The 23,277-nt window shown below is 63.3% G+C and carries 24 protein-coding genes; 12 read left to right on the top strand and 12 right to left on the bottom strand.

Features of this window, described 5'->3' with window-relative positions; genetic code table 11:
- From ACTPOI_RS01700 to ACTPOI_RS01680, 5 genes are read left to right on the top strand one after another with little or no spacing between them, the layout of a single operon-like run.
- Positions 1–609 (top strand): chalcone isomerase family protein, encoded by a 609-nt coding sequence (locus tag ACTPOI_RS01700; RefSeq protein WP_440105781.1) that lies wholly within the window; start codon positions 1–3, stop codon positions 607–609.
- A complete protein-coding gene (locus ACTPOI_RS01695; protein WP_440105779.1) occupies positions 606–1,994 on the top strand; it encodes an MFS transporter in 1,389 nt (462 codons plus the stop codon). The genes ACTPOI_RS01700 and ACTPOI_RS01695 overlap by 4 nt, the downstream gene beginning before the upstream one ends.
- Positions 1,994–2,536 carry a DUF3833 domain-containing protein gene (locus ACTPOI_RS01690; protein ID WP_440108237.1) on the top strand — a complete coding sequence of 181 codons (543 nt, stop codon included), beginning with the start codon at positions 1,994–1,996 and terminating at the stop codon, positions 2,534–2,536. The genes ACTPOI_RS01695 and ACTPOI_RS01690 overlap by 1 nt, the downstream gene beginning before the upstream one ends.
- A complete protein-coding gene (locus ACTPOI_RS01685; RefSeq protein ID WP_440105777.1) occupies positions 2,533–3,315 on the top strand; it encodes an SDR family NAD(P)-dependent oxidoreductase in 783 nt (260 codons plus the stop codon). Before ACTPOI_RS01690 ends, ACTPOI_RS01685 begins: the two co-directional genes overlap by 4 nt.
- On the top strand, positions 3,315–3,800 hold the full coding sequence (locus tag ACTPOI_RS01680; RefSeq protein ID WP_440105775.1) for a nuclear transport factor 2 family protein: 486 nt from the start codon (positions 3,315–3,317) through the stop codon (positions 3,798–3,800). The genes ACTPOI_RS01685 and ACTPOI_RS01680 overlap by 1 nt, the downstream gene beginning before the upstream one ends.
- A gap of 91 nt (positions 3,801–3,891) precedes the next feature.
- Here ACTPOI_RS01680 and ACTPOI_RS01675 read toward each other — a convergent pair whose 3' ends face one another.
- The gene (locus tag ACTPOI_RS01675; RefSeq protein WP_440105773.1) at positions 3,892–4,506 is read right to left on the bottom strand and encodes a glutathione S-transferase N-terminal domain-containing protein; all 615 of its coding nucleotides are present in this window, start codon (positions 4,504–4,506) and stop codon (positions 3,892–3,894) included.
- A 134-nt stretch (positions 4,507–4,640) separates the two neighbouring features.
- Between ACTPOI_RS01675 and purB the strand changes: the two genes are divergently transcribed.
- The 3 genes from purB (at position 4,641) to ACTPOI_RS01660 (ending at position 7,771) form a co-directional block, all read left to right on the top strand.
- Positions 4,641–6,020: an adenylosuccinate lyase gene (gene purB / locus ACTPOI_RS01670; RefSeq protein ID WP_440105771.1), complete on the top strand. Its 1,380-nt coding sequence runs from the start codon at positions 4,641–4,643 to the stop codon at positions 6,018–6,020.
- Between the two features lie 7 nt (positions 6,021–6,027).
- Entirely contained in the window at positions 6,028–7,122 is a 1,095-nt protein-coding gene (locus tag ACTPOI_RS01665) for an acyltransferase family protein (RefSeq protein ID WP_440105769.1), read from the top strand.
- 88 nt (positions 7,123–7,210) lie between these two features.
- Entirely contained in the window at positions 7,211–7,771 is a 561-nt protein-coding gene (locus ACTPOI_RS01660) for a YaeQ family protein (RefSeq protein WP_440105767.1), read from the top strand.
- 154 nt (positions 7,772–7,925) lie between these two features.
- Here ACTPOI_RS01660 and ACTPOI_RS01655 read toward each other — a convergent pair whose 3' ends face one another.
- Both ACTPOI_RS01655 and ACTPOI_RS01650 read right to left on the bottom strand, forming a co-directional pair.
- Positions 7,926–8,228 carry a DUF2007 domain-containing protein gene (locus ACTPOI_RS01655; protein WP_440105765.1) on the bottom strand — a complete coding sequence of 101 codons (303 nt, stop codon included), beginning with the start codon at positions 8,226–8,228 and terminating at the stop codon, positions 7,926–7,928.
- 92 nt (positions 8,229–8,320) lie between these two features.
- Positions 8,321–8,764: a DUF3717 domain-containing protein gene (locus ACTPOI_RS01650; RefSeq protein ID WP_440105763.1), complete on the bottom strand. Its 444-nt coding sequence runs from the start codon at positions 8,762–8,764 to the stop codon at positions 8,321–8,323.
- Positions 8,765–9,238: 474 nt separating this feature from the next.
- On the opposite strand from ACTPOI_RS01650, the gene ACTPOI_RS01645 reads away from it, so the two are divergent.
- The 3 genes from ACTPOI_RS01645 to ACTPOI_RS01635 all read left to right on the top strand — a co-directional run bounded on the left by ACTPOI_RS01645 (position 9,239) and on the right by ACTPOI_RS01635 (position 10,950).
- On the top strand, positions 9,239–9,967 hold the full coding sequence (locus tag ACTPOI_RS01645) for a TerC family protein (protein WP_440105761.1): 729 nt from the start codon (positions 9,239–9,241) through the stop codon (positions 9,965–9,967).
- Between the two features lie 84 nt (positions 9,968–10,051).
- Complete coding sequence (locus tag ACTPOI_RS01640; RefSeq protein ID WP_440108236.1) at positions 10,052–10,504, top strand: hypothetical protein; 453 nt, start codon at positions 10,052–10,054, stop codon at positions 10,502–10,504.
- Between the two features lie 92 nt (positions 10,505–10,596).
- Positions 10,597–10,950: a phage holin family protein gene (locus ACTPOI_RS01635; protein ID WP_069104097.1), complete on the top strand. Its 354-nt coding sequence runs from the start codon at positions 10,597–10,599 to the stop codon at positions 10,948–10,950.
- On the opposite strand, the gene ACTPOI_RS01630 is transcribed toward ACTPOI_RS01635, so the two are convergent.
- Positions 10,918–12,426 (bottom strand): M48 family metalloprotease, encoded by a 1,509-nt coding sequence (locus ACTPOI_RS01630; protein WP_440108235.1) that lies wholly within the window; start codon positions 12,424–12,426, stop codon positions 10,918–10,920. The genes ACTPOI_RS01635 and ACTPOI_RS01630 overlap by 33 nt on opposite strands.
- Before the next feature lie 188 nt (positions 12,427–12,614).
- Here ACTPOI_RS01630 and moaC point away from each other — a divergent pair, with 188 nt between their 5' ends.
- Positions 12,615–13,133 carry a cyclic pyranopterin monophosphate synthase MoaC gene (gene moaC, locus ACTPOI_RS01625; protein ID WP_440105759.1) on the top strand — a complete coding sequence of 173 codons (519 nt, stop codon included), beginning with the start codon at positions 12,615–12,617 and terminating at the stop codon, positions 13,131–13,133.
- A gap of 90 nt (positions 13,134–13,223) precedes the next feature.
- On the opposite strand, the gene ACTPOI_RS01620 is transcribed toward moaC, so the two are convergent.
- From ACTPOI_RS01620 to sucC, 8 genes are all read right to left on the bottom strand, one after another.
- A complete protein-coding gene (locus ACTPOI_RS01620; protein ID WP_440105757.1) occupies positions 13,224–14,933 on the bottom strand; it encodes a Wzy polymerase domain-containing protein in 1,710 nt (569 codons plus the stop codon).
- Between the two features lie 75 nt (positions 14,934–15,008).
- Complete coding sequence (locus tag ACTPOI_RS01615) at positions 15,009–15,500, bottom strand: pilin (protein ID WP_440105755.1); 492 nt, start codon at positions 15,498–15,500, stop codon at positions 15,009–15,011.
- A 340-nt stretch (positions 15,501–15,840) separates the two neighbouring features.
- Positions 15,841–16,497, bottom strand: a complete 657-nt coding sequence (locus ACTPOI_RS01610; protein WP_440105753.1) for an FHA domain-containing protein — start codon at positions 16,495–16,497, stop codon at positions 15,841–15,843.
- Between the two features lie 27 nt (positions 16,498–16,524).
- On the bottom strand, positions 16,525–17,346 hold the full coding sequence (locus ACTPOI_RS01605) for a Stp1/IreP family PP2C-type Ser/Thr phosphatase (protein WP_440105751.1): 822 nt from the start codon (positions 17,344–17,346) through the stop codon (positions 16,525–16,527).
- The gene (locus ACTPOI_RS01600) at positions 17,343–19,997 is read right to left on the bottom strand and encodes a CHASE2 domain-containing serine/threonine-protein kinase (RefSeq protein ID WP_440108234.1); all 2,655 of its coding nucleotides are present in this window, start codon (positions 19,995–19,997) and stop codon (positions 17,343–17,345) included. Before ACTPOI_RS01600 ends, ACTPOI_RS01605 begins: the two co-directional genes overlap by 4 nt.
- Positions 19,998–20,233: 236 nt before the next feature.
- Positions 20,234–20,923 carry a TerC family protein gene (locus ACTPOI_RS01595; protein ID WP_440105749.1) on the bottom strand — a complete coding sequence of 230 codons (690 nt, stop codon included), beginning with the start codon at positions 20,921–20,923 and terminating at the stop codon, positions 20,234–20,236.
- A gap of 141 nt (positions 20,924–21,064) precedes the next feature.
- Complete coding sequence (sucD, locus tag ACTPOI_RS01590) at positions 21,065–21,961, bottom strand: succinate--CoA ligase subunit alpha (RefSeq protein WP_056643983.1); 897 nt, start codon at positions 21,959–21,961, stop codon at positions 21,065–21,067.
- 15 nt (positions 21,962–21,976) lie between these two features.
- Complete coding sequence (gene sucC / locus ACTPOI_RS01585) at positions 21,977–23,137, bottom strand: ADP-forming succinate--CoA ligase subunit beta (RefSeq protein ID WP_440105746.1); 1,161 nt, start codon at positions 23,135–23,137, stop codon at positions 21,977–21,979.
- Positions 23,138–23,277 lie beyond the last annotated feature (140 nt).

Below are 23,277 nucleotides of genomic sequence, written 5' to 3'. Positions count from 1 at the left end.
ATGAAAAACGTAGCTGTTCGTGCAATAACTATCGCCGCAACGGCCGTTTTTTGCCTTGAATCGGCCGATGTGCGTGCCAACACGCCCGTGCCTGCCCAGGCCCGGCCGGCCGAAGCCGTGACTGTCCCCGCCAGCGCAGGCGCTGCCACCGCAGGCATGCGGCTGGCCGGCCAGGGGGCGCTGCGGTTCCTGGGGTTTGAGGTGTACAGCGCCCGCCTGTGGGTGCGCCCTGGTTTTGACCTGAACGACTACGCCACGCAGCCCCTGGCGCTGGAGCTGACCTACCAGCGCAACTTCACGGCCGAAGCCATTGCGAAGCGGTCCATTGACGAGATGCGCCGCGTGGGCAGCTTCTCGGCGCAGCAGGCGGCGCGGTGGCAGGACGACCTGAAGGCGGCCCTGCCCGACGTGAAACCCGGCGACCGCCTCACGGGCCTGTACCGGCCCGGAACCGGTGCCGTGTTCGAGATGGGCGGGAAAGTGGTGGGCGAGGTGCCCGACGCCGAATTCGCCCGGCTGTTCTTTGGCATCTGGCTGTCGCCACAGACATCGGAGCCCGGCCTGCGGCAGGAGCTGGTGTCGGCGCTGCGGCCCGCAGGGCGCCCATGACCTCCTCTCCTTCGCCCGCCGTGCCGGTCGCCGGCCCGTCCGGTGCCCAGCCTCCGGCGGGCGGTGAACTGTCCAGGCGCGGCCTGCTCGCGTACGGCCTGTTGGGGCTGCCGCTGGCGTTCGTGGCGCTGCCGCTGTACGTGCTGCTGCCCAACCACTACGCCCGGGAGTTCGGCATGCCGCTGGCCACGCTGGGCGCGGTGCTGCTGGCAGCGCGGCTGTTCGATGCCGTGTCCGATCCACTGCTCGGGCGGTTGGCTGATTACCTGTTTGGCAGGTCGGTTCGCAGCGTGCTGGCGGTAGGGGCCGGGTCTGCCGTGGTGCTCGCGCTGGGGCTGGGGGCGCTGTTCTTCCCGGCCGTGCGGGGCGAGGACGCTCTGGTGGCCTGGGCGCTGGTGGCCCTGCTCGTCACCTACACGGCGTACAGCCAGCTGGGCATCGCACACCAGTCGTGGGGCGCGCGCCTGGGCGGCGACGAACTGGCGCGCAGTCGCGTCGTGGCATGGCGTGAAGCCGCCGCGCTGGTGGGCGTGGTCGTGGCTTCGGTACTGCCGACGATTGCTGGTCTGCCGGCCATGGTGGCCGTGTTTGCGCTGGCGCTGGCCCTGGGCTGGTGGGCGTGGTCGTGCGGCCCGCGGCCAGACGCTCCGTTCGCCCGCGCTGCGCTTGCATCGGCTGGCCAGCGCGAAGGCGGGCTTGCCGACCTGTGGCGGCCCTGGACCAGGCCCGGCTTTCGCCGTCTGTTGGCTGTGTTCATGCTCAACGGCATTGCCAGCGCCGTGCCCGCCACACTGGTGCTGTTCTTCATCCAGGACCGGCTGCAGGCACCGCCAGCGCAGGAGCCGATGTTCCTGGCGGCGTACTTTGTATCAGCCGCCGTGTCGATCCCGCTGTGGCTGCGTGCCGTAGCCCGCTGGGGCCTGGCGCGCACCTGGCTGGCGGGCATGTTGCTCGCGATATCCGTCTTTGTGTGGACGGCCACGCTGGGCGCGGGCGATGCCATGGCGTTCCTGCTGGTCTGCGCGCTGTCGGGCGCCGCCCTGGGCACCGACCTGGCGCTGCCGGGCGCGCTGCTGGCGGGGGTGATCGCTGCCGAGGGCGACAGCGGCCGGCACGAGGGCGCGTACTTTGGCTGGTGGAACTTCGCCACCAAGCTCAATCTGGCACTGGCTGCCGGGCTGGCGCTGCCCCTGCTGGGGCTGCTGGGATATGCGCCGGGCACCCGCAGCGAGGAGGGGCTGCAGACCCTGAGCCTGGCGTATGCCGTGTTGCCGTGCGCGCTCAAGCTGTGTGCAGCGGCAGCCCTGTACTTTTTTCTCATCCTGCCGCACGCCATGGACGCGGCACGTTCTCCCCAGCGACCCACCGAGGGCTCCCCCCCATGATGCAAAGACGACGCCTTTTTCTGGCGGCCACCGTGGCCGCACCCGTGGTCCTTTCGGGCTGCGCCAGCCAGACGCTGGAGGGATACGCCAGCGAAAAGCCGGTGCTCGACCTGGCCACCTACTTCAACGGCACCATCGACGCGTGGGGCATCTTCCAGGACCGCAGCGGCCAGATCGTCAAGCGCTTCACCGTAGTGATGGACTGCCAGTGGAAGGGCAACGAGGGCGTGCTGGATGAAGCCTTCACCTACTCGGACGGCACCACCCAGCGCCGCATCTGGCGCCTGACAAAGCACGCTGACGGCCGCTACACCGGCACGGCCGATGACGTCGTCGGCACGGCCAGCGGCCAGACGCGCGGTAACGCCTTCCGCTGGACCTACACGCTGGCGCTGCCGGTGGACGGCAAGGTCTACAACGTGGACCTGGACGACTGGATGTACCTTATTGACGATCGTGTCATGCTCAACCGCGCCACCATGAGCAAATTTGGCGTGCGGCTGGGCGAGATCACGCTGTCGTTCACGAAACGCGCCCCATGAGCCTCAATCCTTCTGTGCGCGACTGGCAGGGACGCCGGGTCTGGCTGGTAGGCGCCTCCAGCGGCATCGGGCGTGCCACCGCGTCGGCGCTGCATGCCCGCGGCGCGCAGGTGATCGTGTCGGCCCGCAGCCGCGAGGCCCTCGATGCCTTCGTGGCTGAGCACCCGGGCAGTCAGGCGCTGCCACTGGACACGGCCGAGCCAGCCGATGTGCAGGCAGTGGCCGCGCAAGTTTTGGCAGGCGGCGCGCCAGACCTTGTCTGCTACTGCGCGGGTTACTACCGCGACATGCGTGCCACCGATTTCAATCTTGCCGAGATGCTGCGGCACGAGCAGGTCAACTACAGCGGCGTGCTGCACGTGCTGGCGGGCGTGCTGCCCGCCATGATTGCCGCTGCGGCCGCCGGCCGGCCCGGCCATGTGAGCCTGATCAGCAGCGTGGCGGGCTTTCGCGGCCTGCCCAAGAGCCTGGCGTACGGGCCCACCAAGGCGGCACTGATCAACCTGGCCGAGGCGCTGTACCTGGACCTGCACGATCTGGGCATGGGGGTGAGCGTGATCAACCCGGGCTTTGTGGCCACGCCCCTCACTGCAGGCAACGACTTCGCGATGCCGGCGCTGATCTCGCCCGAGGCCGCGGCGCAGGCCATCCTCAAGGGCTGGTCGCAAGGACATTTCGACATCCACTTTCCCAAGCGTTTCACGCGGGTGATGAAGATGCTGCGCCTGCTGCCCTACCGTTTGTACTTTCCGGCCATCCACCGGTTTACAGGACTCTGATGCCCAGCCTGCCCGCCACCGCGCCTGCGCCCTCGATTGATGCTGTGCAAGGCACTACGGAAGAGGCCGTGACACGCGTCATTGCGCTGTTCGAGAACCTCTCACCCGCAGACGTGGCCCGGATCGGCCAGTTCTATGCGGGCGATGCGCGCTTCAAGGACCCGTTCAACGATGTACGCGGTGTTCCCGCCATCCAGCAGATCTTTGCCCACATGTTCGTGGCGCTGGAAAGCCCCCGGTTCATCGTCACGGGCCGCGTGGTGCAGGGCCACCAGTGCTTCCTGACGTGGGACTTCGTGTTTGCCTTCAAAAGCTTTCACAAAGGGGTGACGCAGACGGTGCGCGGCGCGTCGCATCTGGTGCTGGATGGGCAAGGCCTGGTCTCGTTGCACCGCGACTACTGGGATGCTGCCGAGGAGCTGTACGAAAAGCTGCCCGTGGTGAGCGCGTTGATGCGCTGGCTGAAAAAGCGCGCCAACAGCTGATCTGCTGGGGCGCCGGCGCGGATCGGGCACTGCGCAGTGCGTACCGGCCAGCGCTTCATGGCACCGCGGCGCGCGGCCGCGGATCCAGGCGTCAGGATGGACGCGTGTCGGCAAAGCTGGGACGCTGCATCAGCTTGTCCATCAGCTTGCCGAGGTTGGGGTGCTCGGCGCGCCAGCCAATTTCAGGAAAGCGAAACTCCAGCCAGCCCAGAGCGCACCCGACGGCAATGTCCGACAGGCTCAGGTGGATCCCGCTGCAGTAGGGCTTGTCGCCCAAGCCCTGGCTCATCGACTTCACACCGTCGTTCACCTTGCGCAGCTGGCGGTCAATCCACGCCTGGCTGCGTTCGCTCTCCTTGCGGTGGACCCAGGTAGCTTCCAGGCGCGCCAGCACGCCGGCATCCATCACGCCATCGGCCAGCGCCTCCCAGGTCTTGACCTCGGCGCGCTCGCGTCCCTGCGCTGGGATGAGCTTGCCCACGGGGGACAGCGTGTCGAGGTACTCCACGATCACGCGGGAATCAAACACCGCCTCGCCGCCTTCCATCACCAGGCAGGGCACTTTGCCCAGCGGGTTGGATGCAGCGATCGTCGTGTCGTCAGCCCAGACGTTTTCCTGTACGAACTGGTAGTCGAGCTTTTTTTCGGCCATCACGATCCGCACCTTGCGGACGTAAGGGCTGGCAGAGGCTCCAATCAGTTTCATGGTGTGTTTTCCAGTGCGCGGGATGTGCAGATCCATTTCCCGATCGATTCTATCGGCACCCGCGGCGCGTCGCCCGATGGCCAGGGCCGTTCGAAGCGGAGGCCTCAGGCCTGTGCCACCTACAATTGCGCGCCATGAGCCTGTCCACCATCACCGCCCTTTCGCCGCTTGACGGCCGTTACGCCAGCAAACTTGCCGCCCTGCGCCCCATCATGAGCGAGCACGGCTACATGCACCGCCGAGTGCAGGTGGAAGTGGCCTGGTTCATCGCCCTCTCGGATGCCGGTTTCGCCGAGTTCAAGCCCCTGACCACCGGAGCGCGCGCCTACCTGCTGGGCCTGATCAAGAACTTCTCTGAAGCCGATGCGGCAGCGATCAAAGAGATCGAAAAAACAACAAACCACGACGTCAAGGCCGTGGAGTACTGGATCAAGAGCAAGTTCGAAGCCCGCCCAGAGCTGGAAAAGGCCTCGGAATTCGTGCACTTTGCCTGCACCAGCGAAGACATCAACAACACCAGCCACGCCCTGCAACTGCGCTCGGGCCGCGACCAGGTCATCCTGCCGGGCCTGGACCGCGTGGTGCTCAAGCTGCGCGAAATGGCGCATGCGTACGCTGACGTGCCCATGCTGAGCCGCACCCACGGCCAGACCGCCAGCCCCACCACCGTGGGCAAGGAAATGGCCAACGTCCTGGTGCGCCTGCAGGCCGCCTGCGACCGCATTGCCAGTGTGAAGATCATGGGCAAGATGAACGGCGCGGTGGGCAACTACAACGCGCACATGTCGGCCTGGCCCGACTTCGACTGGGAAGCCTTCAGCAAGAAGGTCGTCGAGACGCCCGAGCCACTGGGCCTGGGTCTGACGTTCCAGCCGTACTCCATCCAGATCGAGCCGCACGACTACATGGCTGAGTTGTTCGACGCCGTTGCACGCGCCAACACCATCCTCGTCGACCTGTCGCGCGACATCTGGGGCTACGTGAGCCTGGGCTACTTTAAGCAGCGCCTGAAGGCGGGCGAGATTGGCTCTAGCACCATGCCGCACAAGGTCAACCCCATCGACTTTGAAAATGCTGAAGGCAACCTGGGCCTGGCCAATGCATTGCTGCGCCACCTGTCGGAAAAGCTGCCCATCAGCCGCTGGCAGCGTGACCTGACCGACAGCACGGTGCTGCGCAACATGGGCGTGGCCCTGGGTTATGCAGCGTTGGCTTACGCATCGCTGCTCACCGGTCTGAACAAGCTGGAGCTGAACGAAGAAGCCCTCGCAGAGGACCTGGACGCATCGTGGGAAGTGCTGGCCGAGCCCATCCAGACGGTGATGCGCCGCTTTGGCGTGCAGGGCGCCTACGAAAAGCTCAAGGAAGTGACGCGCGGCAAGACCGTGACGGCCGAGGCCCTGCACGGGCTGATCCGCTCCCTGGAGATTCCCCAAGCCGAGAAAGACCGCCTGCTGGCCATGACGCCCGGCAGCTACGTCGGCAAGGCGGCGGAACTGGCGCGCCGGGTCTGATCGCTGCGTGCGTATCGTGGAGCTGAAGTCGGGGCCCTGTCCTGGGCCTGCGGTGGCGACCCACCGGGCCAATAACTTCGATGCCCTGCGGATGACGGCTGCGCTGCTGGTCATCTGGAGCCACCAGTACGCTCTGATGGGCATGCCTGTACCACTGATCTTTGGCAACGAGCCAGGGGCCATTGGGGTCGTGCTGTTCTTCGCGATCAGCGGGTATCTGGTGAGCCAGTCCTGGACGGCAGACCCTAGCGTCCCCCGTTTTGCGCTTCGCCGGGCCTTGCGCATCTGGCCGGCGCTCGCGGTCGTGGTGTTGCTGGCCATTTTTGTGCTGGGCCCGCTGGTGACCCAGCTTCCGTTGAGGGATTACTTTACCCACGCGGCTACTCGGCAGCATCTGCTGAACCTTGTGCTGGATATTCACCCCAGCCTGCCGGGAGTGTTTCCTGCGAGCCCGCACCCGGGTTCAGTGAACGGTCCCTTATGGACGATACCGCTGGAAGTGGGTTGTTATGCGGTACTTGCCCTGTTGGGGGCTCTGGGGTTGATGCGCTGGCACTGGCTGCCACTCGCTGCGCTGTTGGGGCTTGCCGCTGCCCTGCAGTGGCGCTACAGGGCGCCGCCTTTTCCCGAGTGGTCGTTTGCGCTCCAGTACGGGATGGTCTTCACTTTTGGCGCCGTGCTCGCACGCTGGAGCTGGGTGTGGCAGCCTCGCCGCTGGTCTGCCGCCGCATGGCTGCTGGTGACAGGAGCACTGCTGTACCAGTGGGGTCCTTCGCCGTTGAATGGCCAAGGGCCGCTGTTGGTGCTCGCCGGGCTGGCTGTTGTGTGGGGCAGTGCCTGCACTCCGGGCGTTTCGGGGGCGGGGCGGTTCGGTGATTTTTCGTACGGTTTGTACATTTACGGTTTCCCGCTTCAGCAGGCCACCCTGTGGTGGGCCGGGTCCAGCCTGACTTTTGCACCGGCGCTGGCATTGAGCATCGCCGCGGCAATGTTCTTTGCCGTGTTGTCGTGGCATCTGGTCGAGAAGCCCGCCCTTCGTTGGAAACCACGGCGCCCTGCAGCGGGTACTTCGTCCGCGTCACCTGCCGAAGGTGCGTCCTAGCGGTCACGCAGGTCTGTACTCGCGCCATGTGCCTCCTCGTCCCGTCATGCAGGCTGCGGCGGGCCTTTCTTTCAGCAGTTCGAACTCCATGGCCATCAAATCCACCATCTTCAAGGCGAATCTCCAGATCGCCGACATCGACCATGGCTACTACGCGGACCACGCTCTGACGCTGGCCAGGCATCCCAGCGAAACGGACGAACGCATGATGGTGCGGCTGGCTGCACTGGCCATCCAGGCGCATGAACTCAACGACACCTGCAATGGGGACGGCACGCTGGCGTTTGGCGCGGGACTGTCGGACCCGGACGACCCGGATGCATCCCTCACGGATTTCACAGGCCGCAGGCGCGTGTGGATTGAGGTCGGCCAGCCCGAGGACAAACCGCTGACCAAGGCGTGCAGCAAGGCCGACGCCGTGATCGTGTACTGCTTCAACCATGCCGCCGAGATCTGGTGGAAGGGCATCGAAAGCAAGCTGTCGCGCCTCGAAAAGTTGCAGGTGTGGCGCATCCCGTCCGAAGCGTCGCAGGCGCTGGCCCAGTTGGCCGAGCGCAGCATGCAATTGCAGGCCACCGTACAGGAGGGTGCGATCACACTCAGCAGCACGCAGGGCAGCGTGCACGTTGAGCCGGTACGCTGGAAGTAGCACCGAAGCCCTGTTATTTGGTCTTTTTGGGCTGGAGCCCTTGTTTTAATTGGTTTAGGTGCTATATAAATAATAGCGATAGTATCTCTGGCAACGGATTCGGTGGCAAGGCAGTTTGTCGATACGGCGAAGGCACCCGCTCGGCAGCATGCGGTCAGCGCGGCATGAGCGCGCCACATTGCCAGCACTGCTCAAAGCCACCCTCCACCAGTTCACCGCAGGTGCACGCCCAGCGCCGCTGGGGCAGATCTTGAAGATCCTTCAACAGTGCCCGCGCCGGTGCAACATGTTCGTCGTGGTCGAGCCAGATTTCCGGAAGGCATTCTCCCGGCGGCAGATGCCCAGCCGCAGCACCGAGGTATTGACGCTGCACCGAGGCGGCCATGCCTGCCTCGCACAGCAGATCTGCCCAGAGCGTCGCAATGGCGATGTTGGGGGCCTGCATCAGTCGGAGCATGGCAGCACGATAGCCGTTTGCCGGGTTGGCGTACAGGCTTGCACCGCATGCCCGCATAGCAGCCGCATCCGCAGAATACGCCCATCCACCCCCTATACCGGGGCGGTAGTGTCCCCGGGACCTACGCTGGGGCCTTCTGCAGCCCGCTCCGCATAGCGGTTGAATCGCCACGCCGAGTGTTCCAGCGTGATACGCCGCCACACGCTCCGTTTTTCCGCCGGTGTGAAGGCGGGCCAGAACTGCACCTCGTCGAAAGTACGGCCGCATCCCTTGCACAAGTCGTCCCCCTGACTCGTGGAGCAAATGGCGATGCAGGGCGTATCCGGTGTCGTGTCGTACCAGGCCTGCCAGGCGGCAAGGGCTGCAGGGGGCAGCGCGTCCTCATCGGTGGCGTCTTCATGCGCGTAGACCATCCGTGCATACAGCTCACCCAACGCTCGCAGCTCAGGCGCCAGCGTGATGCCGTCAGGAGACGGAGTGCGCGCCCGCCAGTGGTTGATGGCAGCTTCGATGTCGGTGATGTGGATGTGTGCCATGGGTGCCGTGTACAGGGCGCCGGATCATAGCTGCCAGCGTCTGGCCTTGCCGGGGTGGGTGTATGGGAGGCCGCTGCGAGCCGGCGCGGGACAGATGCAACGGCAGGTATACGCAGTATCCACAATGCAACTTGCTTGCGTGGCGGCGCTCCCAGTGTTCCAATCGCCAGCTTCGAAGGGGAGTAGCTCCCAGTCTGCGTTGGGCCATGGCGTTGCCGGATGGCGCTCGGCGTAGTCTGTCGGAACCGTCGTCAGTACGAAGCATCGCTTCCGGCGCTCCGGGTCGTGGCCACCTAAGGTGTCCCGGCTGAGCAAGACCTTTGATGGGCCCTGTCAGGGCTGATCAAGGCCGTCCTTCGCATATCCGAATCCGCTCTGGACGTTCCCTGATCTGCTGACCGTGTCCCTGAACGGGGAGAAGGCTAGCGCTGCGGTGGCGGCAAGCCCCCTTTTGCGTATCAATTCGAGGAATTTATGGACTTTTTATCGTCGCCTGAATTCTGGCTTGCTTTGGGCCAGATCATCATCATTGACATCTTGCTGGGTGGGGATAATGCCGTGGTCATTGCCCTGGCGTGCCGCAAGCTGCCGCCCGCGCAACGTGCGAAGGGCATCATCTGGGGTACCGCTGGCGCCATCGTGCTGCGCGTGATCCTCATCGCTTTCGCAATGACGCTCCTGGCACTGCCCTTCCTGAAATTCGTGGGCGCGTTGCTGCTGGTGTGGATTGGCGTGAAGCTGCTCGCTCCCGATGAGGACGGTCACGGCGATGTCCAGGGCAGCGACAAACTGCTCGCGGCCATCAAGACCATCATCGTGGCTGACCTGGTGATGAGCGTTGACAACGTCATTGCGATTGCGGGCGCGGCTCAAAACGCGGGCGAGCACTCGTTCCTTCTGGTGGTCCTCGGCCTGCTGATCTCCATCCCGATCATCGTCTGGGGCAGCCAGCTGGTGATCAAGCTGATGGAACGCTTCCCGCTGATCATCGTGCTCGGCGGCATGCTGCTGGGCTGGATTGCGGGAGGCATGCTCGTGACGGATCCTGTGTTTGCCAATGCAGACAAGTGGCAATGGATGGTGAAACTTCCGCAGACCGACTGGATCAGGTATGGGGCGAGCATTGCGGGTGCACTGCTCGTGCTGGCGATCGGCAAGGCCGTGCTGGCACGCCGTGAGGCGGCCGGCCCTGCTGGCGCCTGAAGCCTCGAACCGGCCCGCGATTGATTGCGTGCCCTCTGGATGCAACATTTCGCGGACCGGCACTGTCATCGCAAGGAGTCGTTTATGGACAGGTTCATTGTTTACGTCGACGACGCCGCGAGTGCGCAACAGGGCCTGGCTACATTGCTGGCTCGTCAGCCATCCGCTCGCGCCCAATGGCTGCTGGTGGCTTGCGCACCCCGTATGACACACCGCATCAGCAAGTGGGTCAGCCATCGCGCCCGTGAGAACTGGCGCGACAAATGGGCCGACAAGCTGTTCGCCCAGATCCTGCCTACCCTGCCTGCGCACGCAGGCACTGTGACCACCATGCTTGCCAAGGCGCCCTTGGCCGAATTGACAGCGCAGTTGCAGGCTGGGCAATCCGCCCCAGCGCAGGTGATCGACATGCGTCGCCCTCGTGCGGCAAGCGATGAGGCACCGGTAGCCGTGGGCCCACGCTGGTCTGGCCTGCCCGGCACGTTGGGCAGTCTTGTCACCGGGATCGGTGTGCTGTGCATGCTCGGGCTTGAATAGGCTGGAGAACCTCCATACCGCGGGTCTGCGATACAGGCCCACGGTCAAAGCGTTTCTTGGGCCACGAGCTGGCCGAATGCTATTCTTGCGCCATGAGACTGCTTTTCAAATGGCTGCTGAGCGCAGCGTCCCTTCTTTTCGTCGCGTATGTTTACAGCGGCGTGCAGGTGGAGAGCTTCACCTCGGCCTTGATCGCGGCGTTTGTCATCGGCCTCTTCAACGTGGTGCTGCGGCCGGTGCTGGTCGTGCTCACGCTCCCCGTGACCATCGTCACCGTGGGGCTCTTCCTGTTCGTTATCAATGCCCTGATGTTCTGGGCGGCAGCCTCGGTTCTGGAGGGCTTTCAGGTCACCGGGTTCGGCGCCGCGCTGCTGGGCTCGCTGATCTACTCCGTGCTCGGTATCCTGATCGAGTCAGCGCTCGGTGGCCTGTTCTCGAAGAAGTGACTCGACCGCGCGCAGCCGTGTGTCGATGATGGACGCCTCGATGTGGTCTGCCGCGGATGCGCCGCGTCGCGCCATGTCTTGCCCCGCCTTGAATCTGTCCACTGCGGCTGCGTAGTCATACCGAGCCGCGTGCGCCTCGGCCTCGGCTCGTATGCCGCGCAGTGGCTGGCCTGACGCCTGCCAGGCTGATGCCAGCAGTTGCCACGCCGTGGCGTCGCGTGGATGGGTAGTTACCCAAGTCTGCAACGCTCCAGTCACCGCTTGCGCATCGCTGGCCGCGGCACCTCTGAGAAACGCCTGTGCTCGCAGCAGCAGCTCGGGTCGGCTCGATTGCCCGCCCGCGCCTGGGCCGGCAGCGGTAGCAGGGAGCTTGGTGACAGCCGCCGCTGCATCGCCAGCTGCGAGTTCGATCTCGGCTGCCAGCAGCGCAGCAAGGCGATAGGCTGCAGGATCAGATTTCACAACTTCTAGCAACTTGCGGGCCGTGGCACGCGCGTTGTTGCTGTCCCGCAGCGTGCTGCTGCCCAGTGCCGACGCGTAGAGTGCCGCAGCCCGTTTTGCTGCGCTTTGCGCCGAGAATCCGGTGCCCCGGGGCTCAGCGATCCATTGCCGCAACACGTCCACACCTGGGTTCGACAGCACACGCGCCCGCGCCGCCATCATTCCGGGCTCGAAAGCCTGGTGCACGGGGCCGGATGCCTTCGGCGCGGACCCAGGAGGCACGCGCGACTGCATGTCTGCCATGCGCTCCGTCGTCAGTGGATGGCTGCGCAGATAGGGCCAGGAACCGTTGTCGTTGAGCCGGTTGGCCTGCTGGAGTTTGTCGAACATCCCGGTGAACCCTTGCGGCGCAAATCCGGCCGGAGCCATCAGCCCGTAGCCAATCCTGTCGGCCTCGCGTTCCATGTCCCGCGAGAAGTTCAGCTGGTTCTGAATGGCAAGTGCCTGGCCACCTACGACGAGCGCCTGCGTTGCCGCCGGGTTCTTGCTGGCCGCAAGCGCGCCGAGCACCATTGCGCCCAGTAGGAGCGGCGTCTGCTTGCTCTGTTGGGTGAGCAAACGCGATATGTGCCGCTGCGTGACATGGCTGAGCTCATGCGCCAGCACCGACGCCAGTTCATCGCGCGTTTCCACCACGCCAATCAGGCCCAGGTGCAGGCCGAGGTAGCCGCCAGGCAGGGCAAAGGCGTTGACAGTCCTGTCGCGCCCCAGGAGGATCTCCCATGCGAAGCGCTCGTCCAGCTCCGGCGTCAGCTCTCCCCTGACCCGGGCCGCTGCCACCAGGGGCTGCCAGATCGATTGCACATATTCGGCCAGCACCGCGTCATCGATATAGTCAGGGTCGCGATAAAGCTCGCGGATGATGCGGTCGCCCAAGCGGCGCTCGGCGCTGATGGTGAGGTCGCTGCTGTCGCCGAGGGTGGGGAGGGCGGTCTGAGCGCTGGATGGGACATGCAGCATGGCGCCGGTGACCATTAGCAATGTGGCCAGTAAATACTTGCCTTCGCGCACGAGTTCCGTAGTGAGGGGTGAAATCAGCACTGATTGCCTCTTGGTGTCCTGCGCAGTTGGTCCGTCAACCGCGGCCCGCGCCGCCGTATGATGCCCGCATCCGATGATTGTTTCGCCTCGGCTGGTGCCAAGGTGTGTCCAAAGCCCGAACCATGACCTCCACGAACACTGCCCTGACCGGCGCGTCAGCGCTTACCCACTTTGATGCGCAGGGCCAAGCGCACATGGTTGATGTAGGCGCAAAAGCCCCAACTCATCGCATCGCTGTAGCCACCGGGCGCATCCAGATGAGGCCCGAGACGCTTGCTTTGGTCGAGTCTGGGACCGCAAAAAAAGGGGATGTCCTAGGTATTGCCCGCATTGCCGGGGTAATGGCAGCGAAGAAAACCAGCGATTTAATCCCGCTGTGTCATCCGTTGGCATTGACCCGGGTTGCTATCGAATTTGAATCTGCCGGAGCACACGTGCCGGGCGCTACGGGGGTATTTTGCTCGGCTACTGTCGAGACAGTGGGACAAACGGGGGTGGAGATGGAGGCGTTGACCGCCGTCCAAATTGCGCTGTTGACGATTTATGACATGTGCAAGGCAGTGGATCGGGGAATGTCCATACACGACGTGCGTGTCGCAGAAAAGCACGGGGGAAAGTCAGGAAGCTATGTAGTGGGGTAAGCGGAGACAATCGTTGGACTGCTGGCGCAGGCCGACGATTGCCAGCTCAGCGAATCCCTGGTTCCTGACGACTGCACCAAAACGTCTGCCTCACTTGGGCCAAGCCACTTCCGCCATTGGGGGAAATACAGACGCCTGTTCATCCCACTGTCTACGGATAGACTTCACAGTGCGTTCATCCAGTTCATTCATTCGCGTTAGTACGACAATCCAGTATTCCGCTTTTTTAGGTTGGCCGGCAAATGCGTACATTGCTGCCAATTTATAGTTGGCCATCAAGCTGGGAAGCAATTTCATGGTGTTGAGCGCTCGCTCCAGATCTTTCTCGCCGTGAGTGTTGGACGGATCAACCCTGGCGAGCCAGATCATGTCCTGCATTTGGGTCAAAGCTATTACTTCCGGAGCAAGGCGGTCCCCGGCCTTATCGAGCTTTTGATGTTCAAAGCGCAACACAAAAAAGTCGCTCTCTATGCGGACATAGTCGTACACCGTAATTGACAGTCCGAAGCCTGCGACTATCAGAGCTCCAACCGCTGGCACGAGCCGGGTAGTTAACACGGGACGAAATTTCAGTGCTACGTTCAACGACCCCAGCATGAGGCCGAATGGCAGCAGGAAGTATGCGTAGTGAAGCGGAAATTCAAGCATTGCGTGGATGCCTAGCGCTGCCAGGAACAGCAGCATCCACAAGTGTTCCAGCTGGTCGACACGCTTCAGTGCTCGGATCGCCCATAGCCCTAATACCGCGCATGCGGCTAGGCCTAGGGGAAGGCCGAGTTCTACCACCAGATCTACGAAGAGATTGTGAGCGTGCCTTATGGTCCCGCCAGTAATCATTGCATACGGGTCCGCAGGAAACTGAGCGAAACTCGTTTGCATCCAGCCATAGCCGAACCAAGGCTTTTCCAGCAGTGCATCCCATAACTTCGCCCAAAACTCAAGGCGAAGATTGGTGGACGAGTCCACCCGCAACGGCCTTAGTTGGGTTGCCAGACCGAGCCATAGGTTGGCATGAGGGAGGACTACTACAAAAGTTGCAAACAGGCCAGTCCAGCCGCACGCGCCGACCATGACTGAGCGCGATATGCCAAGGCGGTTGCGCATCACGATCATCGTCGCCAGTGAGAAAAGCACCACGATCCAGCTTGTGCGTGACTCTGTCAACGCAAGGCCGACCGCCAACAGTGCTGCCCAACACCACGCGGCCCAGCCTGGAAGGCGTCGCCGTTCATGCAACCAGGCACAGGCAGCAACGCCCAAGCACAGAAGAGTGGCCAGCTGATTGGGTTGGCCAAGATTTCCGTGAACGCGATTTGGGGGCGCGGGAATGAAAAGCCAGAACGCCGATCCTGGATCGATACGTAACCACTGCTGAAACTGGATGAACAGCGATCCAGACGCTCCGATCAGCACAGCAGTGAACAAAAAGTTCGCACATTGACCAGGTTCCAGACGTTCCCACCTCGCGCCCACCAAGAGGGCCAACATCAGTCCAACTAGAAACAGGCTGCCAATAAACGCGACGCCCAGTGTTTCGATGAGGCCTGAAGCGTACTGCAGCCCCACGACGCCAATACAAACCAGTACAAGAAGGGGTAACACATGCCACTCGAGCGATGGCAATTTTCGACTGCGCCACATTACGGCCGCGGCGAGCACCCACAACACACAGGCGGCCCAGGCGTCGGAATAGAAATCCGTCCAAGGTATGTGGTGGTTGGGCAGTAGCCAACAAAGGGCGTAGATGAGGGCGCCCACACCGATTAAACGTGATGCGCTGGATATCGAATGAGAGGTCATGAAGGGCGCCGTCTGCAAATAAAAAGGGGGCCGAAGCCCCCTCCTTTGAGTTCCGCACTCAGTGTGCTGCAACCATCAGCGGCACGAACCGGGAGCGTACTTCGCGGCGGTGCCAATCGACGTACACCTCCACTCGTACACCTGAGTGCCTTGACCGCCAGTAGTGGCTGTTCCCAGGGCGTACACACCACTTGCGCTATCCTTGTAAGGAGTTAACGTAATCGTGTCGGTGGTTGCCATAGTGACCCCCAGATTCGACGCATGAGGAACCACCACAATTGCACCCGTAGCAGCGTTTGCGGTAATCGATGCAACCATCTTGGTTGGATTCGTCGCATCGCAACCAAAAGCGTTAGTGCCACTGAGTGTAGAGGTCAAGTTCATGCTCTGAACCGTTTCGCTGATGGTGGTGCGGCATTGGGAAGCCGCCAGAACCACTTCAGACATGCGTGCCTTGATCGTGTAGTCCTTGTAGGCTGGCAGAGCCACAGCGGCCAGAATACCGATAATCGCAACCACGATCATCAGTTCGATGAGCGTAAAACCTTGCTGAATTGAGCGTTTCATGAAGGAACTCCTTGAGAAAAAGTTAAGTGACTAAGTAATAAAGCAGAACCCGTGCCAACAGCGGCCCCTTGGGTCTATTCACCCGGTTAGCCGCGCCAGCTAAAGCTTGGTGACATTTTTGGGAAGTCGGCGACAATTTTGCGCTTATCTGGTCCTCGACGTGGATACTCGGGCAACCAAGGTGCCGGCTCATCCGAGCGGTCGCTCCCCTTGTCGCCAACAGACCCGGCGGGGCGTCGCCTAGAAGGGAGGTCTACTACGCGCCGCGTCGGCGCGCACCGAAAGCGGGCCGGGTTTGTGAGGAGGGGGCGGATGAGCGCCCTCGCGCCAAACCCAGAACTCAGTTCTGCTCGAACTGCATCTCCGTGCCAGCCAGCTCAAGCCGGTCACCGTTCTTGAGCGGCACAGGCGCCGAGCCAATCGAAGCTCCGTTGAGCAGCGGCATGTGAGGCCCTTCGACATGCGCCAGCACAAAGCCCTGGTGGCGCCGCGTGATGGACGCCACGGCCACACCGGGCTTGCCGATTGTGGTCACTACCTTTTGCAAAGACACTTCCCGGCCAGCCGCCGCACCCGACATGACCCGGATGACCGCCGTCACCGGCGCTGCCGGTGGCGTACCCGCGAGTGGTGCGGGGCGCGAAGGCGTTCCCATCGGGGGAACCATGCCGGGCTTGAAGATCATGGTCTTCTCGAAGTTCTGGCCGTCCGCCTCATGCATGAAGCGGATCTTGTACTTGCCGACCTCGATCGTGTCGCCGTTGCGGAGGTCGTTCCTCTTGACCGCCTTGCCGTTGACGTAAGTGCCATTGGTGCTGCCAAGATCTTCGATCTCGACCTCCTGGCTGGTCATGTGGATGACGGCATGCTCACCACTGACGGCCAGGTTGTCGATGACGATGTCGTTGTAGGGGCGCCGTCCCAGCGTCGTGCGCTCTTTCGTCAACTGCACTTCCTTGATGACGACCCCGTCGATCGAAACGATCATTCTCGGCATGATCCACTCCTGATTTGATGAATTGTTTTATTTCGGGCCATCGATGGCCCCCAGCAATCTGGACATGAGGCCACGCCTCTTGCCTCCGGAAGCGGCCTGCACCAATAGGACGCTCACGTTATCACGACCACCATTCGCATTGGCGGTATCAATCAGCAGTGTCGCTTTTTCCTCCAAAGACAACGGCTCGCATACAAGTTCCTCGAGCGTGTCATCGGAGACCATGTCGGTGAGGCCGTCCGAGCACAGCAGGAAAAGATCATTGGGAGCCACCTGAAACTCGTTGACCTCCATCATCACGTTGGGTTCAACGCCCAGGGCCCGTGTCACCAGATTGCGGTTGGACGACATCGCTGCCTGATGGGGCGTGAGCAGACCGGCATCCACCTGCTCCTGAAGCCAGGAGTGATCGCGGGTGATCTGCTGCATCGCCCCGTCCCGCACGCGGTAGCAGCGCGAATCGCCGATGTGCCCCAGGATGAGCCGGTCTGCCTGGAAGACCCCGACCACAAGGGTGGTGCCCATGCCCGCGTACTGCGGGTTGGACAGCGATGCGCCCAGGATGGCGTGGTTTGCGTTTTCCACGCAGGTTTCCAGGGCGCGACGGACGTCCGTGGACTGCGGGTCCGCGCCAGCCTGCGACATCCATCGTGCCATTTCAGCCCGGATGAAGGTGGTGGCCATGCCGCTGGCCACTTCGCCCGCGTTGTACCCGCCCATGCCGTCCGCCAGGATGGCAATCTGCGCATCCTCATCGACGGCGACGGCATCTTCGTTGTTGCCGCGCACGCGGCCCTTGTCCGTCCGGGCGAAAAATTCGTAGGTCATGGATGTGGTGGCGAGCGTCATCGGGTACCTGAGATGGGCGGGGGCTCCGCGCCCCGGCGAGCGGGTGTCTCCGTCACGGCTTCCTGATAGTCCGCCATCTCATGCCCTGTCACTGCGCGAGCCGAATCATAGACGACAGGTCCGGTGCCACCGATAGCCGTGTGCGCAACCATGTCCGCGCAAGCGGACCGCAGCTCGGTAGCCAGTTGCTGCCCGGTCTGGTAGCGCGCCTCGGGGCGCTTTCGCAGCGCCTTCGCCACCACCTGCGCCACCGATGCGGGCAGATCCGCGCGCAACTGCCGGATGTCCGGTGGCTCCACCGTCGCAATCAGGCGCATCAGCTCATTCATGGAAGCGCCCCGCAGTGGAAGCCGCCCGGAAAGCAGCTGAAACAGCGTGACTCCGAGCGCATACAAGTCGGACCGCCCGTCCACCTTCTTTCCAGCTAGCTGCTCCGGCGACATGAAGCTGGGTGTGCCCAGGACCAGTCCTGTGCGCGTGCGGCTGGAGTCCGTAATGCGTGCAATGCCGAAATCCGTGACCTTGACGGTGTCGGCGGCAGCGTCATACATGATGTTGGCCGGCTTGATGTCGCGGTGCACCACCTGGTGCGCGTGTGCATAGTCCAGTGCTTCGGCTACGCGAGCAGCAATGGACAGCACCACCGGCACTGGCAGCAGCGCGTTTTCGCTGCAGGCGCCCGCAAGGTCAGTCCCTTTCAGGAACTCCATGGCGATGTAGGCCAGCCCGTGCTCTTCGCCAGCATCGAAGATGGTCACGATGTTGGGATGCTGCAGCCGCCCGGCTGTCTCGGCCTCGCGAAAAAAGCGGGTGCGCGCGTCGATGAGCGCCGTACCCTCGAATTCGTCGCCCAGCGCCATGGTCTTGAGTGCTACCACCCGGCCTATCGTGGGATCGCGCCCCAGGTAGACGACGCCCATGGCGCCATTGCCCAGCTCGCGCTCGATTCCGTAGCGGCCCAGCTTGGTGATCGCAAGGGGTGCATCGCCGGCCGGCTGCGGCATGCGCAAGCCACCGTTATCCGGCGGCGTGCTTGCAGACGCGTGCGGAGTTTGCGAAGGATTCTCCTCCCGTTGGAGTTCAGCCCGGATGCGCTTGTAGCGGCTGCGCACGTCGCGGTAATCCCGGTCATGCCGAAGGATCAGGCCGTACACCGCTTTCGCGCGCGCCGAATTCTGCTTGCGCTCGTAGTCCTGGCCCAGGTGATAGAGGTTGTCGAGCAGCGCATCGCTCATCGGCACCTTGCGAAGGCGCTCGAACGCCATGTCCAGCTGCCCCTGCCCTTGTAGCGCAAGACCCATCATCCGGTCGGTCTCGGCCGACCCGGTGGATCTGGCGGGCGGGACGGTGTTTCGTTTTTTCAAGACGCGATGTACCAGCACAGCGGCGGTCCCGGCCAGTAACACGGCCACTCCCGGCAGTAGCGGCACCCAGGTTCCTGCATAGCGGAGCAACCCCCATTCCGCACACGCGATTGCCAGGGCCAGCGCCAGGCCCACGGTCACCGCGGTACTTGCTGACAGCCTTGGCAGTGCGAAAACGGCGACCAACAGGGCGCCGATCGCACTTGCCCATCCTGCCTTCCCAGCCCACGAGGGGTGTTGCACAAGGCTGCCTTGACGCGCCGACCAGATGGTGTGCGCGAGCATTTCCACCGGCGGGACCGGGCGGCCATCCAAGGTCTGCCAGGGTGGCGCCAAGGCCGGGCTGGCTGCGCCGACGAGAACGGTTTTGCCTTTGAACACACCTGCTGGCACTTTGCCCGACAGCACCTGTGAGAACGGATACATCGCAAAGGCGCTGGACGCAGCCGCCGCGCCCGTGAACATGCGCGGCCGCAGGACAAATGCTGAATCGGTCGGAACTGCCAGACTCCCGATCTGCAACCCCGGGGCGCCAGACTTCAGGCTCCGCTGGCCAGCAGGCATCTGTAGCTGCACCGCCAGCAGCGCGAGGGACGGGATCCCGGCACCGTGGTCATTGAGCAGACCGTGGATTCGCCTTACCTTGCCGTCAATGTCGGGCAATGGATGCAGATGGCCTACCCCAGCCGCTGCCTGACCCAGCGCTGCAGCCGGATGCTGGGCTGGGGGCGCCGACAAGGCAGGTGCGCCCGGCCCCGCCAGCGCACTGCGCAGCACGTATGCCGGTGGCGGCGCCGCAGTTGCCGGGCCTGCGTAGGAAGAAGCCAGCAGCACGTTGCCGGCCTGCTGGATCGCGCGTGCCAGGCGCGCGTCGCCATCCAGTGCTGCCTCCGCCTCCCCGACCAGGCGCCCCAGTTCGGTGGTCAAGGGAGAGCCGTCGCCCGACCGTGCGAGAACCTCACCCATCCGCCGGATGTATGCCAGCCCGCGCTCGGCAGGCTGCTCCGGCAGCGCAGGGGTGTAAACAATGGCTCGTGCGCCGGCGGCGCCCAGCCGCTCCACCATGCGGGCATGCACTTCGCGGGGCCACGGCAACGGGCCGAGCTCGGCAACCGTGACTTCATCGATGGCGATGATGGCGATGTCGGAAGCACCGGCCGAAAGAGGGCTCTGGGTGGCTGCGTCGTAGAAGCGGTATTCCAGGCGCTGCACGGCGCCTGTGAGTACAGCCAGCGCCAGTGTTCCTGCGCAGGCTACGCCGGCCCAGAAGCCATCAGTCCGCCACACGTCACGCCGCCGCCTCCAGGATCCTGAACCCACTTTGCTATCGCCCGCTATTGAATAAGTGGAGATATTCAAGCAATAACCACGCCGTTTCGGAAGCTCACTGCGAGTGGTTCCGGGCTGCGCGGCAGGCCGTGGCAGGGCAACCGCGCCTGCAAGGTTGCCCTTCCTGTCAGGTCGGGCGCGGTGTGCTGCAGCGTCGTCGTGTCATTTTTGTCAGGCGTCCGAAGGCGGCCTGGTCACGCCTCGATGCGTTGCTGGCGCGATCGTGCGGCCCAGAACTTGCCGCCGGCCAGCACCAGCGTTGCACCCAGCGCCGCGGCGACATAGTGGAATGCTGGATGCGCCAGGGCATAGTCGTGCAGTGCCACGTCATTGGCAATGGTTTCGCCGCCCACCCAGCCGATCAGCGCGGCCCCCAGCGTCACGATGACCGGGAAGCGCTCCATCAGCTTGATCATCAGCGTGCTGCCAAAAATCACCAGCGGAATGCTGATGGCCAGCCCCAGAATCAGCAGCAGAACGTTGCCGTGCGCGGCGGCTGCAACGGCAATCACGTTGTCCAAGCTCATCACCAGATCGGCAATCAGGATGGTGCGTACCGCAGCCATGAGGCTGCCATACGTTTTCGATTCGCCTTCTTCTTCGTCGCCGCCGCCCAGCAGCTGGAATCCGATCCACAGCAGCAGGCAGCCACCGATGATTTGCAGGAACGACAGCTCAAGCAACTTCGCAGCGACCACGGTCAGCAGGATCCGCAAGACCACAGCCGCGCCGGAGCCCCAGAAGACGGCCTTTTTTTGCTGCTCGGGGGGGAGGGACCGGGCTGCCAGTGCGATGACCACCGCGTTGTCGCCCGAGAGGATGATGTTGATCCAGACGATCTTCATCAGGCCGATCCAGAAATCGGCACTTTGCACAAATTCCATGCTGAACTCCACTGTTATGAATGCAAGAAGCGCCCGAAACCAGGGTTTCGAGCGCTTCTTTTTTTATGGGAGTGGCCAGTCTATCGGGCCGTGCCGCCCGATGCGTCCGTAGTACTGCTTACGGACGGGCGGATCAGCGGATCACTTCAGCTGTGCCTTGAGCAGCTTGCCCAGTTCCGAAGGGTTGCGGGTGATGATGAAGCCCGACTCTTCCATGATCGCCAGCTTGGCATCGGCCGTGTCGGCGCCGCCGGAGATCAGTGCGCCAGCGTGGCCCATGCGCTTGCCGGGAGGAGCGGTCACGCCAGCGATGAAGCCCACGATAGGCTTCTTCATGTTGGCCTTGCACCACTGGGCGGCCTCGGCTTCATCGGGGCCGCCGATTTCACCGATCATGATCACGGCGTCGGTGTCTGGATCGTCGTTGAAAGCCTTCATCACGTCGATGTGCTTGAGACCATTGATGGGGTCGCCACCAATGCCCACAGCGCTCGACTGGCCCAGGCCCACTTCCGTCAGCATGGCCACGGCTTCGTACGTCAGCGTGCCCGAACGGGACACGACGCCGATGCGGCCCTTGCGGTGGATGTGGCCAGGCATGATGCCGATCTTGATTTCGTCAGGCGTGATCAGGCCGGGGCAGTTGGGGCCCAGCAGCAGCGTCTTCTTGCCGCCAGCGGCTTCCTTGGCCTTCATCTTGTTGCGCACCATCAGCATGTCCTTGACCGGAATGCCTTCGGTGATGCAGATCGCCAGGTCCAGGTCGGCTTCGACGGCTTCCCAGATCGCGTCCGCGGCGCCAGCTGGGGGCACGTAGATCACCGACACGGTGGCGCCGGTCTGCTGGGCGGCTTCCTTGACGGAGGCGTAGATCGGAATGTTGAAGATCGACTCGCCGGCCTTCTTGGGGTTCACGCCCGCCACGAAGCAGTTCTTGCCGTTCGCGTATTCCTGGCACTTTTCGGTGTGGAACTGGCCCGTCTTGCCCGTGATGCCCTGGGTGATGACCTTGGTGTCTTTGTTGATGTAGATCGACATGTGTGTTCTCCGGGCTTACTTGACGGCAGCAACGATCTTGGTCGCGGCTTCGGCCATGGTGTCTGCAGCGATGATGGGCAGGCCGGACTCGGCCAGCATCTTCTTGCCCAGCTCTTCGTTCGTACCCTTCATGCGCACGACCAGCGGCACGTTCAGGTTCACGGCCTTGCAGGCAGTGATCACGCCGGTGGCGATGGTGTCGCACTTCATGATGCCGCCGAAGATGTTGACCAGAATGCCTTCGACCTTGGGGTTCTTCAGCATGATCTTGAAGGCTTCGGTGACCTTCTCGGGGGTGGCACCGCCGCCCACGTCCAGGAAGTTGGCAGGCTCGCCGCCAAACAGCTTGATCGTGTCCATGGTGGCCATGGCCAGGCCGGCGCCGTTCACCAGGCAGCCGATGTTGCCATCGAGGCTGATGTAGGCCAGGTCGAACTTGGAGGCTTCCACTTCGGCCGGATCTTCTTCGTCCAGGTCGCGGAAGGCCACGATTTCAGGGTGGCGGAACAGGGCGTTGGCGTCAAAGTTGAACTTCGCGTCCAGGGCCATCAGGTTGCCCTTGGAGTCGCAGTTCAGCGGGTTGATTTCCACCAGCGACGCGTCCGTTTCCATGTAGCACTTGTAGATCTTGGCGAAGATGTCCACGGCCTGGTCGACGGAAGCGCCGGTCAGGCCGATGGCTGCTGCCACCTTGCGGCTTTGCGCTTCGGTGATGCCGGCGATCGGGTCGATCATCTCGGTGATGATCTTCTCGGGCGTGGAGTGGGCCACTTCCTCGATGTCCATGCCGCCTTCGCTCGACGCGATCAGGGCGACCTTCTGCGTGGCGCGGTCGGTGACCAGCGACACATACAGTTCGTTCTTGATGTCGGCGCCGTCTTCGATGTACAGGCGGCGGACCTTCTGGCCTTCGGCGCCGGTCTGGTGCGTGACCAGCTGCATGCCCAGGATGTCGCTGGCGCGTGCCTTCACGTCGTCAATGGACTTGGCCACCTTCACGCCGCCACCCTTGCCACGGCCACCGGCGTGGATCTGGGCCTTCACAACCCACACGGGGCCGCCGAGCTTCTGGGCTGCTTCCACGGCTTCTTGCACCGTGAATGCGGGAATGCCGCGCGGAACGGGCACACCAAAATTGCGCAAGATTTCCTTGCCTTGGTATTCGTGAATCTTCATGAGGTCTCTCTCAGGGAAGGGTGGTTGTTACCCGTTTACCATGAACAATCGTCTGGCCGCGGGCTGGGGACATGGCAACCATCGAATGTATCATGCTGCAATGCACCATCCTTGTGCCTAACTTACAGCGCGGGTGGGCG

Source organism: Acidovorax sp. BL-A-41-H1, assembly GCF_051942715.1.
This window is presented reverse-complemented; position numbering and strand designations above follow the sequence as displayed.

Excerpts from the sequence above, each read along its gene's own strand:
- ACTPOI_RS01700 (WP_440105781.1), top strand. The coding sequence starts at position 1 with ATGAAAAACGTAGCTGTTCGTGCAATAACTATCGCCGCAACGGCCGTT.
- ACTPOI_RS01680 (WP_440105775.1), top strand. The coding sequence starts at position 3,315 with ATGCCCAGCCTGCCCGCCACCGCGCCTGCGCCCTCGATTGATGCTGTG.
- moaC (WP_440105759.1), top strand. The coding sequence starts at position 12,615 with ATGACCTCCACGAACACTGCCCTGACCGGCGCGTCAGCGCTTACCCAC.
- ACTPOI_RS01685 (WP_440105777.1), top strand. The coding sequence starts at position 2,533 with ATGAGCCTCAATCCTTCTGTGCGCGACTGGCAGGGACGCCGGGTCTGG.
- ACTPOI_RS01675 (WP_440105773.1), bottom strand. The coding sequence starts at position 4,506 with ATGAAACTGATTGGAGCCTCTGCCAGCCCTTACGTCCGCAAGGTGCGG.
- sucD (WP_056643983.1), bottom strand. The coding sequence starts at position 21,961 with ATGTCGATCTACATCAACAAAGACACCAAGGTCATCACCCAGGGCATC.
- ACTPOI_RS01690 (WP_440108237.1), top strand. The coding sequence starts at position 1,994 with ATGCAAAGACGACGCCTTTTTCTGGCGGCCACCGTGGCCGCACCCGTG.
- ACTPOI_RS01605 (WP_440105751.1), bottom strand. The coding sequence starts at position 17,346 with ATGACGCTCGCCACCACATCCATGACCTACGAATTTTTCGCCCGGACG.
- ACTPOI_RS01660 (WP_440105767.1), top strand. The coding sequence starts at position 7,211 with ATGGCCATCAAATCCACCATCTTCAAGGCGAATCTCCAGATCGCCGAC.
- ACTPOI_RS01655 (WP_440105765.1), bottom strand. The coding sequence starts at position 8,228 with ATGCTCCGACTGATGCAGGCCCCCAACATCGCCATTGCGACGCTCTGG.
- ACTPOI_RS01630 (WP_440108235.1), bottom strand. The coding sequence starts at position 12,426 with ATGGTCACCGGCGCCATGCTGCATGTCCCATCCAGCGCTCAGACCGCC.
- ACTPOI_RS01695 (WP_440105779.1), top strand. The coding sequence starts at position 606 with ATGACCTCCTCTCCTTCGCCCGCCGTGCCGGTCGCCGGCCCGTCCGGT.
- ACTPOI_RS01635 (WP_069104097.1), top strand. The coding sequence starts at position 10,597 with ATGAGACTGCTTTTCAAATGGCTGCTGAGCGCAGCGTCCCTTCTTTTC.
- ACTPOI_RS01615 (WP_440105755.1), bottom strand. The coding sequence starts at position 15,500 with ATGAAACGCTCAATTCAGCAAGGTTTTACGCTCATCGAACTGATGATC.
- ACTPOI_RS01645 (WP_440105761.1), top strand. The coding sequence starts at position 9,239 with ATGGACTTTTTATCGTCGCCTGAATTCTGGCTTGCTTTGGGCCAGATC.
- ACTPOI_RS01640 (WP_440108236.1), top strand. The coding sequence starts at position 10,052 with ATGGACAGGTTCATTGTTTACGTCGACGACGCCGCGAGTGCGCAACAG.
- ACTPOI_RS01650 (WP_440105763.1), bottom strand. The coding sequence starts at position 8,764 with ATGGCACACATCCACATCACCGACATCGAAGCTGCCATCAACCACTGG.
- ACTPOI_RS01595 (WP_440105749.1), bottom strand. The coding sequence starts at position 20,923 with ATGGAATTTGTGCAAAGTGCCGATTTCTGGATCGGCCTGATGAAGATC.
- ACTPOI_RS01610 (WP_440105753.1), bottom strand. The coding sequence starts at position 16,497 with ATGCCGAGAATGATCGTTTCGATCGACGGGGTCGTCATCAAGGAAGTG.
- purB (WP_440105771.1), top strand. The coding sequence starts at position 4,641 with ATGAGCCTGTCCACCATCACCGCCCTTTCGCCGCTTGACGGCCGTTAC.
- ACTPOI_RS01620 (WP_440105757.1), bottom strand. The coding sequence starts at position 14,933 with ATGACCTCTCATTCGATATCCAGCGCATCACGTTTAATCGGTGTGGGC.
- sucC (WP_440105746.1), bottom strand. The coding sequence starts at position 23,137 with ATGAAGATTCACGAATACCAAGGCAAGGAAATCTTGCGCAATTTTGGT.